Annotated in this window: 15 protein-coding genes and 3 pseudogenes; 11 read left to right on the top strand and 7 right to left on the bottom strand. The window is 66.1% G+C overall.

All coding sequences use genetic code 11. The features are described 5' to 3' along the window. Positions 1 to 262: 262 nt before the first annotated feature. Together ACZ573_RS35800 and ACZ573_RS35795 are read left to right on the top strand one after the other, a co-directional pair. Positions 263 to 551, top strand: a pseudogene (locus tag ACZ573_RS35800) (HNH endonuclease); the annotation flags it as partial. 156 nt (positions 552 to 707) lie between these two features. After that, positions 708 to 899 carry a hypothetical protein gene (locus ACZ573_RS35795; protein WP_471312634.1) on the top strand — a complete coding sequence of 64 codons (192 nt, stop codon included), beginning with the start codon at positions 708 to 710 and terminating at the stop codon, positions 897 to 899. 69 nt (positions 900 to 968) lie between these two features. Here ACZ573_RS35795 and ACZ573_RS35790 read toward each other — a convergent pair whose 3' ends face one another. Next, positions 969 to 2501, bottom strand: coding sequence for a trypsin-like serine peptidase (locus tag ACZ573_RS35790; RefSeq protein ID WP_471312632.1), 1533 nt, complete (start codon positions 2499 to 2501; stop codon positions 969 to 971). A gap of 530 nt (positions 2502 to 3031) precedes the next feature. On the opposite strand from ACZ573_RS35790, the gene ACZ573_RS35785 reads away from it, so the two are divergent. Next, on the top strand, positions 3032 to 3913 hold the full coding sequence (locus ACZ573_RS35785) for a hypothetical protein (protein WP_471312630.1): 882 nt from the start codon (positions 3032 to 3034) through the stop codon (positions 3911 to 3913). A gap of 169 nt (positions 3914 to 4082) precedes the next feature. Here ACZ573_RS35785 and ACZ573_RS35780 read toward each other — a convergent pair whose 3' ends face one another. Beyond that, complete coding sequence (locus tag ACZ573_RS35780; RefSeq protein ID WP_471312628.1) at positions 4083 to 4418, bottom strand: hypothetical protein; 336 nt, start codon at positions 4416 to 4418, stop codon at positions 4083 to 4085. A 582-nt stretch (positions 4419 to 5000) separates the two neighbouring features. Here ACZ573_RS35780 and ACZ573_RS35775 point away from each other — a divergent pair. The 3 genes from ACZ573_RS35775 (at position 5001) to ACZ573_RS35765 (ending at position 6748) form a co-directional block, all read left to right on the top strand. Further along, positions 5001 to 5426, top strand: a complete 426-nt coding sequence (locus ACZ573_RS35775; RefSeq protein WP_471312626.1) for a hypothetical protein — start codon at positions 5001 to 5003, stop codon at positions 5424 to 5426. Positions 5427 to 5617: 191 nt separating this feature from the next. Further along, positions 5618 to 5824 (top strand): hypothetical protein, encoded by a 207-nt coding sequence (locus ACZ573_RS35770; protein WP_471312624.1) that lies wholly within the window; start codon positions 5618 to 5620, stop codon positions 5822 to 5824. 384 nt (positions 5825 to 6208) lie between these two features. After that, positions 6209 to 6748 (top strand): 2'-5' RNA ligase family protein, encoded by a 540-nt coding sequence (locus ACZ573_RS35765; protein WP_471312622.1) that lies wholly within the window; start codon positions 6209 to 6211, stop codon positions 6746 to 6748. Between the two features lie 62 nt (positions 6749 to 6810). On the opposite strand, the pseudogene istB reads toward ACZ573_RS35765, so the two are convergent. From istB to ACZ573_RS35750, 3 genes and pseudogenes are all read right to left on the bottom strand, one after another. After that, a pseudogene (gene istB / locus ACZ573_RS35760) lies at positions 6811 to 7509 on the bottom strand (IS21-like element helper ATPase IstB); the annotation flags it as partial. 146 nt (positions 7510 to 7655) lie between these two features. Continuing rightward, on the bottom strand, positions 7656 to 8261 hold the full coding sequence (locus tag ACZ573_RS35755) for a hypothetical protein (protein WP_471312620.1): 606 nt from the start codon (positions 8259 to 8261) through the stop codon (positions 7656 to 7658). 71 nt (positions 8262 to 8332) lie between these two features. Continuing rightward, on the bottom strand, positions 8333 to 8668 hold the full coding sequence (locus ACZ573_RS35750; protein ID WP_471312618.1) for a PadR family transcriptional regulator: 336 nt from the start codon (positions 8666 to 8668) through the stop codon (positions 8333 to 8335). A gap of 775 nt (positions 8669 to 9443) precedes the next feature. On the opposite strand from ACZ573_RS35750, the gene ACZ573_RS35745 reads away from it, so the two are divergent. The 5 genes from ACZ573_RS35745 to ACZ573_RS35725 all read left to right on the top strand — a co-directional run bounded on the left by ACZ573_RS35745 (position 9444) and on the right by ACZ573_RS35725 (position 14294). Then, positions 9444 to 10652 carry a hypothetical protein gene (locus ACZ573_RS35745; RefSeq protein ID WP_471312616.1) on the top strand — a complete coding sequence of 403 codons (1209 nt, stop codon included), beginning with the start codon at positions 9444 to 9446 and terminating at the stop codon, positions 10650 to 10652. After that, the gene (locus ACZ573_RS35740; RefSeq protein ID WP_471312614.1) at positions 10649 to 12787 is read left to right on the top strand and encodes a hypothetical protein; all 2139 of its coding nucleotides are present in this window, start codon (positions 10649 to 10651) and stop codon (positions 12785 to 12787) included. The genes ACZ573_RS35745 and ACZ573_RS35740 overlap by 4 nt, the downstream gene beginning before the upstream one ends. Then, positions 12784 to 13263: a hypothetical protein gene (locus ACZ573_RS35735; protein ID WP_471312612.1), complete on the top strand. Its 480-nt coding sequence runs from the start codon at positions 12784 to 12786 to the stop codon at positions 13261 to 13263. Before ACZ573_RS35740 ends, ACZ573_RS35735 begins: the two co-directional genes overlap by 4 nt. A 99-nt stretch (positions 13264 to 13362) precedes the next feature. After that, on the top strand, positions 13363 to 13761 hold the full coding sequence (locus ACZ573_RS35730) for a hypothetical protein (protein ID WP_471312610.1): 399 nt from the start codon (positions 13363 to 13365) through the stop codon (positions 13759 to 13761). Continuing rightward, the gene (locus ACZ573_RS35725; protein ID WP_471312608.1) at positions 13758 to 14294 is read left to right on the top strand and encodes a hypothetical protein; all 537 of its coding nucleotides are present in this window, start codon (positions 13758 to 13760) and stop codon (positions 14292 to 14294) included. Before ACZ573_RS35730 ends, ACZ573_RS35725 begins: the two co-directional genes overlap by 4 nt. 99 nt (positions 14295 to 14393) lie before the next feature. Here ACZ573_RS35725 and ACZ573_RS35720 read toward each other — a convergent pair. Further along, positions 14394 to 14489 (bottom strand): annotated as a pseudogene (locus ACZ573_RS35720) (IS21-like element helper ATPase IstB); the annotation flags it as partial. Next, positions 14486 to 16117 carry an IS21 family transposase gene (istA, locus tag ACZ573_RS35715; RefSeq protein ID WP_471312725.1) on the bottom strand — a complete coding sequence of 544 codons (1632 nt, stop codon included), beginning with the start codon at positions 16115 to 16117 and terminating at the stop codon, positions 14486 to 14488. The pseudogene ACZ573_RS35720 and the gene istA, both read right to left, overlap by 4 nt. Positions 16118 to 16373 lie beyond the last annotated feature (256 nt).

Here is a 16373-nt window from a genome sequence, read left to right as displayed (position 1 = left end):
ATGGCCACCATCGAGGAAGCCATCATGATCCGCCGCATGCTGGCCGAGGAAAACCCCATGGCCTTCGAAGCCGATCTGCGACGATCTCTGGAAGTGGCAGCCTGGCTCGATGCCCTCGGACAGTAGTCCCGCAGGCCAGGCGCACGCACCCCAGCCCGCTCAGCACCGTCCACACGACACCAGTTGCAGACCCTCCACCCGTCCCGGGCACCAAGGGCGAGGCTGGAGGAATACCGCAGGGTTGGAATGACGCTCCCCGCCAGCTGGCGCCAGTTCGTGGGACCGCACAAAGGCGTGAGGCGTACGCGAACGACCAGGGCCAGCCGGCTTCGCTGGTGGCGGTGACGGCCCGTTCGAACCGGCAGAAGGCGGACCAGGATCCGGCGGAGTGGCTGCCGCCGGCGCCGGATGCGTTGTGCCGGTACGGCGCGGAGTGGACCGCGACCAAGTTGCGGTGGGGCCTTGCGGTGGACGAGCTGGAGCAGGACCGGCTGCTGGAGATCGCGGCCGGCTGCGGCGGCACCGACGTGGAGTTCACGCCCGCCCCGTAGCGCGCCGAACTACAGGGCAAGGGCCGCCCGCCTGGCGTTGCGGCCCTTCCCTGTCCACGGTGGGCCCGGAGCGCTGGGCGAGGTCCCGAAGGTCGGGCCGGCCGTGTGGGCCGTTGCGCTCCTGGCCCCCCCTGGGTTCGGTATCAGTGTGTGTCGATGACCTTCTTGGCGAGGTCGATGTACTTCTGCGTGGCTGGCAAGGCGGTACAGCGCGGTCGTGTCACCGAGGTTGTCGGCCCGTCGGGCCAGGGCGTCAGCGTCCTCCAGATCCCCGGCACTCTCTCTACTCCGGGCCAGGAAGCGCAGCGTGTTTCGGTCACCGTGGTGGGCGGCGGCCTGCGGCGCTGACCTTCGGCCGAGGAGAGTCCGCAGGCCGTCCAGGGGCCAGCCTGCGGACGTACGTGCCTGCTGGGCTGCCTAAGCGGGTGGGGCGATCATGATTTCTGTTCCGAGGTTGTTCATGCGGGTGTCCTTGTACATGGTGGTCTCGCCGTCGCTCCAGCGGATGATGAGGTCGTTGGTGAGTCCGTCGCCCGTGTACTGGCCGGTGGTCATGATGACGCTGTGGGTCCAGGTCTTGTTGGGGCCGTGGATGGGCTGCTCGCTGCCCAGGCCGCCGGTGGTGGTGCCGACGTAGTTGTTGAGCGCGCCGCTGGACCAGCGGACCATCAGGTCCCATTTCTGGTTGCCCGAGTACTGGCCCGCGGTCAGCAGTGTGGCGTCCTTCCAGGTGCTGTTGGGGTCCTTGAGCTTGTATTCCTGGCCCATGGTGCCGGCGCTGACGTTGGTGAAGAGGCTGAGTTCGCCGTCGGACCAGCGGACCATGAGGTCGGTGACGTAGGTGGTGGCGTTGAAGCGGCCGGCGGCGATCTGGGTGGCGTGGCTCCAGATGGATCCGGAGGGCGCCATCTCGGTTCCCCCGTTGAGGCCGTTGGAGCCGACGTCGCCGTGGAGGGTCATCCGGCCGTCGTCCCAGCGGACCATGAGGTCGAACTGGTTGGATCCGGTGAAGTCGCCGGCGGTGATGGTGGCGACCGGTTTCCAGCCCGCGTTGGGTGCCAGGAGCTGCCGTTCGGGGTGGAAGCCGCCGTTGCCGTCGCCGGGGTAGAGCGTGACCTCGCCGTCGGTCCAGATGACGAGCAGGTCACTGTGCCCGGTGCCGGAGAAGTCGCCGGAGGCTATCTGCTTGGCGTGCTTCCAGGTCTCGCCGCTGCCGGGCAGGACGGGGCCGTCCGTCGGAGGCTGGTAGTCGGGCCGGTGGACGTTGTCAGGCCCGATGCCGTTGTCGGCGTCGTTGTAGAGGTCCTGGGCGTCCTTGCCGTAGAGCGGCGAGTACGAGATCCAGTCGACGTCGCCGCCACCGCCCATGCCCCCGACGTTCCCGATCACCTGTCCGGTGCGCGCCGAGGCGTTGTACCCCTTGATCCATGGGCCGCCGGAGACGCCTCCGTAGTAGCCCTTGCATTCCATCTTCATCTGGCGGAAGCCGTAGAACCGGCTGGTGGGGACGTCGCACGTGATGGCTTTGTGCGTGTTGTTGTTCTCGACGCTGTCGGGGTATCCCACGACGGTCACGTTGTGATCGTATGAGGTGGTGGGCGTGAAGGTCAGTGCCCCTGTGACGTTCTCGATCTGGCCTCTGGCGTTCGGTGCGACCACGGCGAAGGCGAAGTCCAGGTCGGACAGCGGACCTCTGGTGGCCTTCCCTTCGGGATACCGGGGGTCCTTGTAGAGCACGTCGACAGGGAAGACCCCGGACGGCTGCGTGCCGGCGGGCAGGCCGTAGCGGTACTGCGGCACGAAGATGCGGTGGGTTGCGCCTTTGAGGCCGTTCGCGCAGTGGCCGGCGGTGAGCACCAGATTCTTGCCCTTGCTCCGCACGACGCTCCCCGAGCAGTAGGTGCTCTTGCCGTTGAGGGCCTGGCCGTCGAAGAAGAACGTTCCGACCATGGGCAGACCGTCGAAGTGTCGCGCCGTGGGAGTGCCTGCGGGGGCGCCGGCCGAGTCTCGGGCCGAGGGCGAGGACGAGCCTGGAGACGGCTTCACTGCCTGTGCGTCCACGGGCTGGGCCTGAGCCATCCGTTCAGCGGTCCAATACGCCTCTTCGGCAGAGACCGAGCGGGAGGGGGAAGGGGAAGCCGGCGGGGGAGTGGCTCGGGGGGGCGACGCCGAGGGTAACGGCGTGGTCTGCGGTGGAGATGCCGCCGGGGGCCGGGGTAAGGAGGGAGAAGCGGAAGGGGAGGCCGGTATCGAAGCGGTCGGGGTCGGAGTGCCCGAGGCCATGGCGGCAGGGCCGGCGAGTACGACGGTCGTGATGCTGAGAGCGAGTGTGGTCAACCATTTGGATCTCAAAGAACTTACTTCCTGAGCGAGGCGGCAACGCGGAAAACGAGACGTAATAGTCCGCCAGTTCGACGAGGGGGCAGACTATGCAGCGGTTTGAAAGATCGTCAACGGAAATGAAAAGGGTTCAAATGAGCATGAACTGGATGAGGGTCGGTCTGGCCACCTCGCTGGCGCTGCTGCTGTCCGGGGTGTCAGGCGGCGCCTTAGCGGTGCCCGCCGCGGATCCGCCCCGGCCCATGCCCAGTGGTGCGGAGCTGCCTGTGACGCCGGGGGAGCGGATCAGCATTTCGACCAAGGCGATGGTCTCCGGGGCCGCCCGGAACGGTGTCCGGGTGGTCTCCCCCGCCTTCGCGGCGGAAGGCACCCTGCGCATGGACGACCGGCTCCTCACGGCAGTCGTGACGGTCTCCTGCACGGCCGCCGCCGGTTCCTACCAGGTGCGGTTCGCCTCACCCGCGGGCGAAGAAAACGTGCCCGGGATCGACCACCTGTGGGGGAGCGTGCGGGTGGCCCCAGTTGAAGCGGCGGAACGGGAGGCATGCGAACGGCGGGTGGCGCAACTGCCGCCGGTGTCCCAGGAAGAGCACTGGCCCGAGGACATTGGATGGCCGGCGACACCGTGGGACGTGCGTTCCGTGCGGCCCGGGGAGCGGATGACGGCGTCGGACGGCGTCGCGATGGCAAGTGACGGGGAGGTCACTCTGTCGTCTCCCGCCTTCACGCGGTCGGTGGTGATGCACGGTGCGAAGCTGGTATCGGCCGTCGTTCAGATCCGGTGCGACGCGCAGCCGGGGCTCTACGAAGTGCGCTGGAACGAGCAGGGCAAGTCGGCGAAGATCTGGGCCCGCTACAGGGTGGTCGACACCGCCGCACCAGGCTGCCAGGACCCGGTGGTCACACCCCAGGCGAGCGCGGTCCGGCGGTCGGCTCCCTGGCTGCTCGGCGGCGCCGCAGCTCTGACCGCAGCAGGTGCCGCCGGCTACGCCGTCCTCCGGCGCCGTAAGGCGTCCCGCTGACGCCGATGATGCGGTTCCACCGGTGAGAAATCCACTCAACCCATTGCGGCGCGACGTCTCAGCAAAAGCATTGCCGCCGCGAAATTGGAGTGCAGCATTTCGGTTTCGACTATGGCCGAAAAAATCTTAGCCGTGTCTCGAACACCCCAGCATTTAGTGAATCGGTCAACTAAAAGAGAGGCGCCGGACGCTGGTCGAAAGAATCCAATCCTATGCCGCGGGGAGACGCGTTCCACGATTCACCATGGGCATCCTCACCCGCGCCCGCCTCCCGGTGCGGGACCAGCAGCACACCACGCCCGCCCACCTGCACCGTCGCTGCCTGCGCCGACGGTCTCTCGGCGTTCAGCTGGGCGTGCATCCGTTCCCACACGCGCATCGCCACCACGAGTTCCTCGCGCTCAGCACGGACCGCATCGAGCCGCTCGGCCCGGAGCTTCTCCTCCTCGTCGAGCTCCGCCCGGCGGGCCGCAACGCGTTCGGCGACCTCGTTGATGTCCGTCATCCCGCGCGCCTACGAACCCGTACGACCCCGCGACCTGGAAACGAACAGACCGGCCTTGACCGCCGCCTGACGGTCAAGAGCGCAGACTGCCGCCCGCGACCAGCCCGAGCATGCTCACAGGCGATCACGCCACCCCGATGATTTGCGACTTCAGGATGGCGGGGCTTCCCTGCTGCCGGATGGCGTTACGGAAGGCATCTCAAGATTTACGCCCTGGCGTTTTCGGTCGCATCCCAAACCGTCGGGCGAACCGGAATGTCGCCTTTCTAGAGGGAAAGTGCTGGTGATGAACGGTTTTCCCAGTAGATGGAAAAAGTTCCGCAGATCTACATCTTGACCGAAAGATGCCCCGTCGTGCGACTCGCAGAGGCAAACCCTTGGGCAAGATCAGACCGGTGCGTTAGGTTCATGAGCGACGCAACGGGTTGGGCTGACCACTCAACCAGGGGCGCCTACAAGGCCATTCGCACGGGGGAGCGGAGCCAGGCCCCGGATTGCGGGCCGAAAGTGTCCAAGCCGACGGCTCCACGAACAGGGATCTGGATCCGCACTTCCTTTGTGCATCACACAAAGGAAGACTACGTGAACCGCAACACGATACGCATCGGGGGCGTCGCAGTTCTCGCGGCACTTGCTCTTGGAATCGGCGGCACCGCTGCCCAGGCGGCCACGACCGCGCCTGCAACTCTTTCGATCACCGCAACGACAACGGAGCAGCGCCAGGCCGTCCAGTCGCTGGCCACCGCCCTGCTGAACTCGCCCATCGAGTACACCGCGGCCGAGCGCGCCGAGCTGCAGTCGATCGCCAACGGCGAGGCGGCCACCACCGGCAAGTTCGACGGGCTCATCAAGCTGCTCAAGAGGGTGCCGGGCTTCGCCAAGGCCGTCGCCGGGCCGTTCGTCAGCTTCGTCAACTGGTACAACGGCCTGGCCTGGTACTACAAGGCTCCGTTGCAGGCCGCCAACGTGGGTGCCAATCTCTACGGCATCTGGCAGCTGTTCCAGTGATGTTCGAACTGAGCACTGACTGAACGGAGGGGGTGTGTCGCAGCCACGGTTGCGGCACACCCCCTCTGTCCGTCTCCACAGCGAATCCGAGAGGACATACGTTGAACACCTCTTCAGCCTCATCGCTGACAACCAAGAGTGAGAAGCCGGGATGGTTCCTTACCGCAGCGGCGTTCGGTGTGCTGGCCGCCGTGCTTCGCCTCACCGATGTCTGGTCCTGGTGGATCGTCCTCTGGGCACCCCTGTTCGTGCTCGCCCTCGGATCCGCAGCGTACGAATGGCGACTGACGGCCCGCAGCCACTGGCGGCTGGGCCCCGCTGAGTGGGTGCTCCTTGCCGTCGCCCACCTGTCCCTGCTCGCCTCACTGGCGATGGTCTCGGGATTCCAGCCCCAGTAGTCACCCTTCCCGGACAGGCAGTCCCGCCCCGTCCACGGGCCCTGAGCCAGCGCCCGCCGCTGGAAAGCTGGCGACGGGTCTCGTTTCACAGGACCTTAGAGGAAGTCGCCGGTCGGTTCGAACGTGTGGTCGTCGGTGGGGAGGATCTCGTCGAACATGTTGTTGCGGATTTCACCGGTTGGCTTCGTTCACTTCAACCGACAGCGTTTGTTCGTGGGTTCCGGCGGCGTTCAGTGATCATCTGCACTCTGGATGTTCACGGGAAATAGCGGCAGCGGCAGCGTCGTGGGCGTCCCGCTCGTAGACCTGCTTCGCAGATCGTCGTGATCGTTCCGCGGAAAAGGAGCCGTGCTGTCTGCGGCAGAGATGACACCATGCGGTGTCATGGCAGGTGACAGCACCAGTGCGTTTCAGGCGGGCCAGACGGGGCTCATCGTCCGGATCCCGGAGGCGGAGCCGGCCGTCCGTGGGTGGCGTGAACGGCTCGACCCCTCAGCCCAGGCCGGGGTCCCAGCCCACGTCACCGTGCTCTTCCCGTTCCTCGACGAGAGCCGAATAGATGCGCTCGTCTACTCCGCTCTCGCGGACGTGCTGGGCAGCCATCAGGCCTTTGACCTGCGGTTCGAGAGATGTGGACGGCTCCCGGAAGTGCTGTATCTCGTTCCCGAGCCTGACACGCAGTTGCGGCAGCTCACGGAGGCGATCGCTGATCGTTGGCCTGAGGCTCCGCCGTATGGCGGCCGGTTCGCCGAGATCGTGCCGCACCTGACCATCGCTCAAGGGCAGGAAGACGCCGTCTTGGAGGAGATCGAGGCTGACCTCGCCGGAAGGCTCCCGTTCACGTCTCACGTCTCGTCGGTTGAACTCATGGTGCACGACGGCGTGAAGTGGCAAGAACGGGCGTCGTTCGCACTCGGAGAATGAAGCAGGTCATGAGGCTTGGCTGGTCCGCTGCCTTTGGGCAGCGGACCAGCAGGGGGCTCCCGTCAGCTGGCTTCAGCGTGCTCGGCGCGGGCTCGGGTGCTGGCGAGCCGGTAGGAGTCGGTGCCGGTTTCGATGATGGTGCCGTTGAAGGTGAGGCGGTCGACGATGGCCGCGCAGAGGCGGGGGTCGGTGAAGGTCTTGGTCCAGCCGCCGAAGGACTCGTTGGAGGCGATGGCGACGCTGTTCTTCTCCTCGCGTTCGGTCAGAACCTGGAAGAGGAGTTCGGCGCCGCGGCGGTCGAGTTCCATGTAGCCGAGCTCATCAATACAGAGCAGGTCGACGCGGCCGTAGCGGGCGATCGTCTTGGTCAGCTGCTTCTCGTCGGCTGCCTCGACGAGCTCGTTGACCAGCTTGGTCGCCAGCACGTACTTGACCCGGTAGCCGGCCATGGCGGCCTCGGTGCCGAGCGCGATCAGCATGTGGGACTTGCCGGTCCCGGAGTCGCCGATCAGGCAGAGCGGCTGGCTCTTCTTGATCCACTCGCAGCTGGCGAGGGTGTGGATGGCGGCCGCGTCGATGTTGGGGTTCGCGTCGAAGTCGAAGGTCCGCAGGGACTTGTCCCGGGGGAAGCCGGCCGCCTTGATCCGTCGTTCCGAACGGCGCCGGGCCCGGTCGTCGCACTCGGCCATCAGGAGTTCGGCGAGGAAGCCGCGGTAGGTCATCTGGTCCTTCATCGCCCGGTCGGCGATGTCGGCGAACTCAAAGCTTCATTGGCGACTCTCGTGTTGTTGGGGGTATGTGTTGCCCCAGAAAGCGGAAGCCGAAGGGTCTGCGAACCCGTCCGAGTCGCGTCGCCTTCGACTTCAAGTGAATTGATTAGGCTATCTAATTGAATGTGAAAGCTTGCTTACTTGCGGCGCTTCCAGCGGCTCGTCATGAGCGCCACGCCGCGGACCTTGCGCAAGTAGTGGGCCAGGCCGTACAGGGCACCCGTCACGATCAAGATCGTGTGAGGGGCATGGAGCAGCGTTTCCGAAAATCCGTGCCCGCTCCAGAGGTAGAGGATCATTCCTGCGTCAACTGCACCGATGAACGAGTTGGTGCGTTTGTTGGCGATCAGGATCCAGTCAAGTGGGCGCCAAGCGATCTCACGCACGGGTCGGGTGCGGAGGTTGATGCCGAATCCGATCGCACGGAAGGCGAGCTGAAGACGTTCGCGCCCCGAGAACTGGATTCCGAGCTCGGGATCACCTTCCAGGAAGTGTGTCCACTTCTGAGCAAAATCCGTCCGCTGCGGAGTTCCCCGTGTTGCTGCTACGACAGAGGCGAAGTGGATGGTGGAGGCGGTCATCGAATCAATCGACCAGCGGCGCCTCAGTGCGGGAAGGTGACGCTTGGTGACTGTCACCATCAGCACGAGCGTTGCTGCGGACAGCGCCATGATCAGCACAAAGAGCCAGGCCGGGGGTTGCGGTTTCTGCTGAGCGATGAGAGCGGCATTCAGGGCCGCCATGTTGAGGAAACAACACAATGTGATGATGAGGAGTCGACTGGATGCTGACGGTGAAGGCGGGTGCGATGGACTCACGGGCTGCCTCCCGGCACAAGATGATGGATTCGTGCGACGAGGCGTTGACGCTTGACCTCGCGGGTCTTCATGGCCTGATCGGCAAGCTCCTTTCCCAGATCGGTGAGTGCGTAGAAGACGCGCGGTGGGCGTCCCGGATGCGGGTCCGTCTCCTGCCATGAGGTCACCCAGCTGCCTTCGGCAAGACGCTCAAGAACTCCGTAGGTCGAGCTGGGGTTCAGATCTGCTTCGGCGCTGATGCGCAGCCCCCATGGGGGGTCGTCGGGTGTGCTGGCCAGTAGGGACTTCAGGACTGCCAGGGTCGGTTTGGTGAGTCGGAATGTCGTTGCCATTACTCCAGTGCACACCTTCGCGAGGCATATGCCAAGACTGGACTACGTTTTTTCTCGAACAGGATTCCGATGGATGCATAGGTATCCAATAACTGCGGTGCCGCTATCCCGTTCGGGTGAAGATTGGGCTCGTGACTCGGTGCAGAGGTTTCCCATCGGCAAGATCGGCCCGTGAGGTGGAGGGTCTTCTTTCATGGGCAGGCGCCGGACGTGGCCCGCGTTTGCAGCGATCCGCTCGTGTTGCAACACGCGGATGTCCTTGAGCGTGCTGCCGTACGGTCAGGAAGACAGGGGAGGCCCTTCCTTCTGGATCCGCTGGGGGTTCCGGATCTGCGGGTGAACCGCTGGTTCGAGAGCGATGAGATCGCCGGGCTGGAGCCGACGACGTGGCGGAAGTACGCGTACAGCATGGTGGTCTGGCTGAGCTTTCTGTGGGCCTACGGCCAGTCCTGGGACGACGCTGATCACGAGGCGGAGAAGGCGTTCAAGGTCTGGCGGATGCTCGATGAGCGCAACGAGCAACTTGTGGCGCCGGGGACCTATGGGGACAACCTGACCAACGTGAAGTTGTTCTACCGGTGGGCGGGCGACGAGTACGGCGTTCGCAACCCGATCCGGTTCCGTCGCACCCGCGGCAGGCGGTGGGATGGCAGTCAGGCCGAGAAGGCGGTGACGGCGCCGAAGGCCACGCGGGACCGTGACGTGAAGTGGTTCAATCCGGCGGGCTACGAGACTGCCCCGAAACACGAAGGGAAACGGGCTGGCGCCCTGGGCCGTGAAGCACGGCACCGTGGTCTCCCTGACCAGCGCCGTCCATCTGACCCGGGCAGAGGTTTGCGCGATCACGCTGCTGCTGGTGAGGCTGACGGGCGAGAACGGGTCAACGGTCATCATGGCTCCGGCCGCCCATCACCGCACCGACGGCGGCGCCGGGCCGGTGGCCACGGCCCAGGTCGACCTGAGCAAGCCCCGCCGCGGCCGACTCCGCTACATGACAGCCGCCCTCAGCAACCTGCCGACCTGGGCCTCCGCCCCGGGCGTGGAAGGCGAACTGTCGGCCCGCGACGAGCTCCACACACCCTTCGGCCTCTACATGCTGGCCTGGGACCTCGCCTCCTCGGCCCGCCGCATCATGGGCAGCGACAGGCTCCTCGTCTACTGGGTCCCCAAGGCCGGCGGAACCGGGGTCGCCAAGGACACCACCCGCAACCTCCGCAACAAGCCCGGCCGGGGTTTCCGCGACCGACTTCCGGACGCGGCCGTCGGCGAGTGGGGAGCCGGCTTCGGGCTGTTCGCTGAAGAGATGGGCAAGGACGAGGAGGGCAAGCCGGTTCCCGTCCCGTTGATCGTCGGAGTCGGCCGGATGCGGGTCACCCACGGCGCCAGGGAACAGAAGCCTGTCGCCCACACCAAGCAGACCCTCGCCGACACCTACCTGCGGCGCGACAAGTCCAGCACGCGTGAGTACCAGAAGCTCGTCGCGGACGTCCTGGAGAAGGAGGTCATCAAGGCCCAGACCGTGGGCGGCATCCGCCGTCTCTCGGAGGCCGACCTCGCCGACGCGGCCAAGGACCTGGAGAAGACCGCCAAGCGGTTCGGAGTCACGCCCGCGATGATGCGGTTGCTGATCGCCAGAGACGCCGACACCGTCCTTGCCGCCTGCACCGACAACCTCGCCAGCGATCACAGCCCGCCTGGCGAGCCCTGCAGGGCCTCATTCCTGAAATGCCTCGACTGCGGATGCGCTCGCGCGATGCCGCATCACCTGCCCGTCCAGATCGCGGCCCGCGACATGATCGCCGAACGGCGAACGCAGATGACGGCCCTTCGCTGGGCCGAGCGCTTCGCGTTTCCCTTTCACCAGCTCGAGGACCTTCTGGACAAGGCGGGCAACGCGGCGGTTGCCAGAGCCCGGACGAAGATCACCGACGCGGACCGGGACCTGGTCCGCCGGCTGCTGGAAGGAGAGCTGGACCAGCGATGACATCGCAAGCCTTCGTACGGGTCGCCGTCAAACCGGGCATGCTGCCCGACGCCGATTCTCCCGTTCTGCTGAACCGGGACATCAGGCCGGGCACCAGCCGGGCGGAGATGTCGATCTTCGGCGACGACCGGTGGAATCTGTCCCCGGCGATCTTCGAGAACCACCTCAACGCGGTCAGTCTCAACTTCCAGCTGGTGCCCGAGCGGTTCCGCCACTTCGCCAAGGTCTACATCTGGCTCGAGCTGAACTGCGACGAGGGCCAGGTCATCCTGCGTCGGGCCAGCATCGAGGGCCTCTTGGCCGTCTACACGATGGTCTCCCAGCTGCGGATCGCACGGACGTTCCTGACCTGGCTCGACGAATGCGGCTTCCCGACCGTCTCCGCCGTCACCCCTGAAGACCTCGGCCATTTCCTGGAATCGGTACAGGACGCCGAGATGACCCACGACCACCGCTGCAACGTCTTGCAGGCCGTCCGCCGGATCTGGGCCTTCCGCGACATGCTGCCGCCTGATGGGCGCCTGCCAGAGATGCCTCCATGGGGAGGCAAGGACTCCCGCATCCTGCTGGGCAAGTCCGAACGTCGCGCCGAGAACCGCACGCCGCGGATCCCCGAGGCCACGATGGCGATGACGCTGTTCTGGGCCCTGCGATTCGTCCAGGACTTCGGCGACGACCTGGTGGCCGTCATGGACGAGGCCAGACCGCTGGCCGGACTGCATCCCGGCCGCTTCAGCCAGCGCGGCCGCACCGCCCTGCGGGACCTCCGCACAGGAGGCCGGGGCAGTCTGGCTCCTCACGTCGACGCACTCATCGCAGAGTTCCACCGCACGGGACGCCCGCTGCCCGGCCGGATCGGAGCCGACGGCGCTCTCGAGCTGGACTGGCCCTACCTCGGCAAGCTGCTGGACTGCACCAGCAACGGTCTCAAGAACCATGGAGGCCACGACCAGCGATTCCGAGCCTCCGGCCTCCCCATCGCCCTCGGTGACTTCCTCGCAGTCCAGCCCACCGGGCAGCTCGACGGGAAACCGTGGATGGAGCGATTCCGCAACCGGGAGGCCCGCACCCTGACCAGGATGCTTAGCACCGCCTGCTTCATCGTCATCTGCTACCTGACCGGCATGCGGCCCGGTGAGGCTCTCAACCTCCGGCGCGGTTGCGCCAGCCGCAGCAAAGCGACCCAGCTCTGGGAAATCAAAGGCCTGAAGTGGAAGGGCGCCGTCGATGAGAACGGCGCCAAGATCCCCGAAGGCCAGCACCGAGACGATCCCTGGATCGCTGCGGAAGTCGTCGCCCTGGCCGTCAGCGTTCAGGAACGGCTCCACGACGCCGACATGCTCTTCCCGCCCTCGCTGCTGATCCCGAACCAGCGCAAGGGCAAGTCCCGCAGCTTCTCCCCGGTCAACGACGACCTCAACGACTTCGTGGCCTGGGTGAACACCTACTGCAAGGAGAACGGCCGCAACGACGCCATTCCCATCGACAGCCACCGCATCACGGCCCGAAGGTTCCGCCGCACCCTCGCATGGTTCGTCTGCCGCCGGCCGCGGGGGCTGGTCGCCGCGGCGATTCAGTACGGGCACCTGCAGGTCCAGATCACCCAGGGTTACGCAGGGACCTACGCATCCGGCTTCCCCGACGACATGGCCTTCGAACGGTGGCTGGCCCGCCTCGACGAGCTCGAAGAAGCCGACCGGCGGCTCAAGAACGACGAGAAGGTCAGCGGGCCGGCCGCCGACGCCTACCGCTCCCGCGTCACCGGCGGCTGCCAGAAGTTCGCCGGCCGAGTCCTTCGGACCGGGAAGGAAGCTCGCCACGTCATGGCGAACCCGTCCCTCCAGATCTATCCAGGCAAGGGCATGACCTGCGTCTTCGCCGCCGCGACCGCACTATGCGAGCTCGGCCCCGGGCTCGACGACGCCCGCTACACACCCGACGTCGATGACTGCCGACCGGGCTGCCTCAACATCGTCCGCACCGAGGAGAACATCGACGAGCTCCGGGCTGAAGCGGACCGGCTCAGGGTGACCGTCGACGACGAGGCCAGCCCGCCGATCCGCCTCCGGCGCGAACGCCAACGTCTCACTTACCTCGAGAAGATCATCGACGACCACACCAGGCCCTCCGCATGAACGGCGCCGAACCGGAGCCGCCCGAGGACCTGCAGGTGAAGCTGCAGGCAGCCGCAGACCGGCTTCTCGCCGGCACCCCGCTGCACTCGCAGGGCAAGCTGACCATCCTCGACCTCGCCAGAGAAGCTCAGGTCAAGCGCTGGATCCTCACCCACAAATATCCCATCCGGCTGATGGCGAAGTACCAGGCGGAGTTCAAGGCCGCCCAGCGCGAACCGGAGAAGGAGGCCGCGGGGAGGCGTGAGATCGACAAGCTCCGTAAAGCCTTGGCCAAAGTGAGAGAGGAGAAACGCAAGCTGACCGACCTCGTCCAGACCTACTCCGTCATGATCGAACAACTCGCCACCGAGCGGACCCAGGCGCTAGCGGAACGTGACGAAGCCGTCGCCGCCCGGGATGTCGCCCTCGGAGTCGTATCCCTGCCGCACCCTGCCAGAGGCCGAAGGGACACAAGGGACAGATTCTCTGAACGATGATTCATCCTCAGCAACCGGGCCCGCAGCGGCGCGGCCGACGGCGCGATCTCATAAGGAACGAGCCGGTGCCTTCATCCCCCATCTGGGTATGCTCCATCCATGGAACGCAAGGCCGAGGGCGAGCGCGGAACGCGTGCGGTTACAGAGCCGAAGCGTTCCAAGGGCAAGGCTGCCCAGAAGGAGAATCAGGACGCGCTTGCTCGCGCCGCGATGGCGCGTTCGGCTGGCAAGTCCATCGCTGAGGTTCGGGCTCTGCTGGGCGACCGTCGCCGCAAGGCGCGGCGAGCCAAGACGCGGGTTGAGCAGGGTGCGGCCTTTCGCAAGGCTGCGATCGACGCCTTCCTGAGCAACAGGGAAGTCGCCAAGCGTGATCGGTCTCAGGGAGCCAAATACGAGACCTCGATGAAGGCTCCCTTGCCGGCCGAGACCCGCGAGACGCTGGAGCGGCGCTTGGCCGAAGGCTCCATCCCTCGTCGGACCGTGGCGCCGGCGGAGTGACTGCACTCGACTGGCGACGCGCCACCAAACACGATCGAGAACTCCTCAAGGGCTTCACCTGCACTCCGAAGCCCAAAACAGGCGCCCGTGGGCGAGCACTGCAGCATCCCTTGCCGTGGGAACGTCAGGTCCAAGCTTGGTTCCGGGCTGATGCCATCACGAGCACCGGCAAGAGTGCCGAGGACGACCAACAGCTCTGGATTCTGCCCGAAAACGGCGGGGTCGTTGCTGCCTATGCCCACGCGCGCTGTTCCCTCGTGTCATATGAGGGCCCGCAGAGGCTGATCATGGCGCTGGCAGTGTCGCTGGACCACCGCAGAACCGATCGCAAGGTCGCCGACAGCTCCTTCGAGCATGCACTCTCCACGATCAAGAGGTCGGAACCCGAAGAACCGGTTCTCGTCTTGGCCAAGATCGACGTCCGCAACAAGGCCAGCCTGGCCATGGTCCGCCGGTTCGATATGGCCGTCGTCGACACCTTGATGGATCAAGACGGCTCGGAGCTTGAGCTTTGGGCCATGGTGATCGACTGACCTCTGGTTGCCTCGATTCAGTGGCAGAGGGCGGCCAGCCCACGACGACCACAGCTGAGGACGAGTCCTGCAGCAACACAAACAGACCGGCTAGAGAACGTTCCTGATCAACGGAAGCCGCAGCAGGCGGCAGGCGGTGTCGATGGCCGTGTTGGCGGCCTGCTCGGTCAATCCTCGCTGGCGGGGCAGGGTCACTGTGCTTCTCCCTCGCGGTGTTCACCGCCGCTGGCGCGACGGCGTCGGAGCAACTGGTCGTAGTGGGTCACCGAGGGCAGGGGCCTGGTGTCGGGGGGAAGGTGCGCGAGCCGCCACTCGTGCAGAAACGTCACCGTCGCCTCACCGGCAGCTCCGGCCGACGACGCGAGTCCGGCCGGCTCGTCCTCCGACTGGGCGGCCTTGCGGGCCTCCAGCGCGACCGCGTCCGCGGTCAGAGCTCCGGCCCGCAGGGCGGTGGCCAGCCCGGCGACGAGATGTTCGTGAGAGACGTGGCGGCCCAGCAGCAGCACCTCGATCAGTGCCCTCGTGCCGGCGGTGTCTCCGTGGGCCTTGACCGCCGCGGCCCACCAGGCGTCATGGACCGGGGTGAACTTGCCCGCGGAGCGGGCCTGTTCGAGAGCGGTAGCGCCGGGGAAGGCACCCGGTTTGCGGATCAGGGCCTCGAGGTAGTGGTCCAGATCCAGGCGGCAGCCGCCCTTAGCGATCAGCTGCTCGTGCCGGGCCACTTCCACATCTCGGTCGTAAACCACCAGGTGGGAGGCGTGCAGCACGACCCGGACCCGCTTGCCGATCAGCCGGACCGGCACCGAGTAGCGGTTCGTGCGGACCGCGATCTGGCTGTAGCGGTCGACCCTCGGAGTGAAGAGCCGGCCCGTCTCGAAGGACTCTTCCGGCAGCGGCATCAGCAGTGGCCGCTCGGTCTCGAAGTATTCGTCGATGGTCCGCGGCCGCGAACCGATCCGGCGTCGCCCGTCGTGCAGATCCCACTGGTCGACGAGTTCGTTCAGCTCGGCCAACGAGTCGACCTCGGGCACTGGAGTGAAGTGGTTGCGGCGGAAGTAGCCGATCTGCCCCTCCACCCCGCCCTTCTCGTGGGCGCCCTCGATGCCAGGCCGGCAGTAGAAACTCTCGATCGCGAAGTGCGACCTGAACGCGATCCACCGGTCGGCCTCCACCCTGGCCCGGCTCAGCCCCAGCACCCGGGCGACGGCGGCCTTCAGGTTGTCGTAGCGGACCTTGCTCCGAGGGACCCCGCCCAGCGCCCGCAGCGCGTGAACGTGTCCTTCGAAGAAGGCTTCCTGGCCGCAGGACGCGAAGACGCGATGGACGGCCTTGCCCGAGTAGGACAGGCGGAAGGAGAACAAATAGCAGGTCACGAGCTCGCCTGCGAGGCGGATGGTCACGTCACCGAAGTCGACCTCGGCCTCCATGCCGGGGTGGTGGGTCTGCGGCACGAACGCTTCGACCGGCGCCTTCCCCGACTCGACGAGGATCTGCGGCTTCCGGTCGGCGACGTAGCGCCTGACCATCTGGTAGGAGACGTCCGCGTCATGCTCTTCGACCAGGCGGTGGAAGATCCGCGTGATCGTGTGCCGCTGTTTGCGCGGCGCGTCCAGATCCGCCTGGAGCATCCCGTCGATCAGCGGCTTGTACGGATCCAGCGCCGTCGGCCGTGGCGGCAGCTGCTTCCTCGGCTCCGGCCAGACCGAGTCGACGGCCTTGCGGACCGTCCGCCACGAAACGTTGTACTTGCGCTCGATCTCCCGGATCTTCATGCCGCCGCGATGGTCACGACGGATCGCCGCGTACAGCTCGACCTTCGACATCTGCGGCATGACCAGGCCCTTTCACCAGGAGCATCCCGATGCTGCCCTGGCAAGAACCCCGGTGACTTCAAAACTCGGGTTCTGGCTCACTTTCCGTGGAGGGCTGACTGAGTGTGATGTCAGTGGTGTGTGGTGGGATGGCCGGACTCTGCTGCCATGATCTGCTGGGAGACCGCCTTCATGCCCGTGTACTCGTCTCTGGCTCACGCCCTGGCCGCGGCCTTGGTCGATGTCCTGTGGTTCATCGAGGGCAGTG

The sequence above is a fragment of the Streptomyces sp. NPDC040545 genome (genome assembly GCF_055595065.1).
The sequence above is the reverse complement of the archived record's forward strand: the minus strand, read 5'-3'. Positions and strand labels throughout refer to the sequence as shown.

Excerpts from the sequence above, each read along its gene's own strand:
- ACZ573_RS35795 (WP_471312634.1), top strand. The coding sequence starts at position 708 with ATGACCTTCTTGGCGAGGTCGATGTACTTCTGCGTGGCTGGCAAGGCG.
- ACZ573_RS35790 (WP_471312632.1), bottom strand. The coding sequence starts at position 2,501 with ATGGTCGGAACGTTCTTCTTCGACGGCCAGGCCCTCAACGGCAAGAGC.
- ACZ573_RS35785 (WP_471312630.1), top strand. The coding sequence starts at position 3,032 with ATGAACTGGATGAGGGTCGGTCTGGCCACCTCGCTGGCGCTGCTGCTG.
- ACZ573_RS35780 (WP_471312628.1), bottom strand. The coding sequence starts at position 4,418 with ATGACGGACATCAACGAGGTCGCCGAACGCGTTGCGGCCCGCCGGGCG.
- ACZ573_RS35765 (WP_471312622.1), top strand. The coding sequence starts at position 6,209 with ATGGCAGGTGACAGCACCAGTGCGTTTCAGGCGGGCCAGACGGGGCTC.
- ACZ573_RS35755 (WP_471312620.1), bottom strand. The coding sequence starts at position 8,261 with ATGGCGGCCCTGAATGCCGCTCTCATCGCTCAGCAGAAACCGCAACCC.
- ACZ573_RS35750 (WP_471312618.1), bottom strand. The coding sequence starts at position 8,668 with ATGGCAACGACATTCCGACTCACCAAACCGACCCTGGCAGTCCTGAAG.
- ACZ573_RS35740 (WP_471312614.1), top strand. The coding sequence starts at position 10,649 with ATGACATCGCAAGCCTTCGTACGGGTCGCCGTCAAACCGGGCATGCTG.
- ACZ573_RS35735 (WP_471312612.1), top strand. The coding sequence starts at position 12,784 with ATGAACGGCGCCGAACCGGAGCCGCCCGAGGACCTGCAGGTGAAGCTG.
- ACZ573_RS35730 (WP_471312610.1), top strand. The coding sequence starts at position 13,363 with ATGGAACGCAAGGCCGAGGGCGAGCGCGGAACGCGTGCGGTTACAGAG.
- istA (WP_471312725.1), bottom strand. The coding sequence starts at position 16,117 with ATGTCGAAGGTCGAGCTGTACGCGGCGATCCGTCGTGACCATCGCGGC.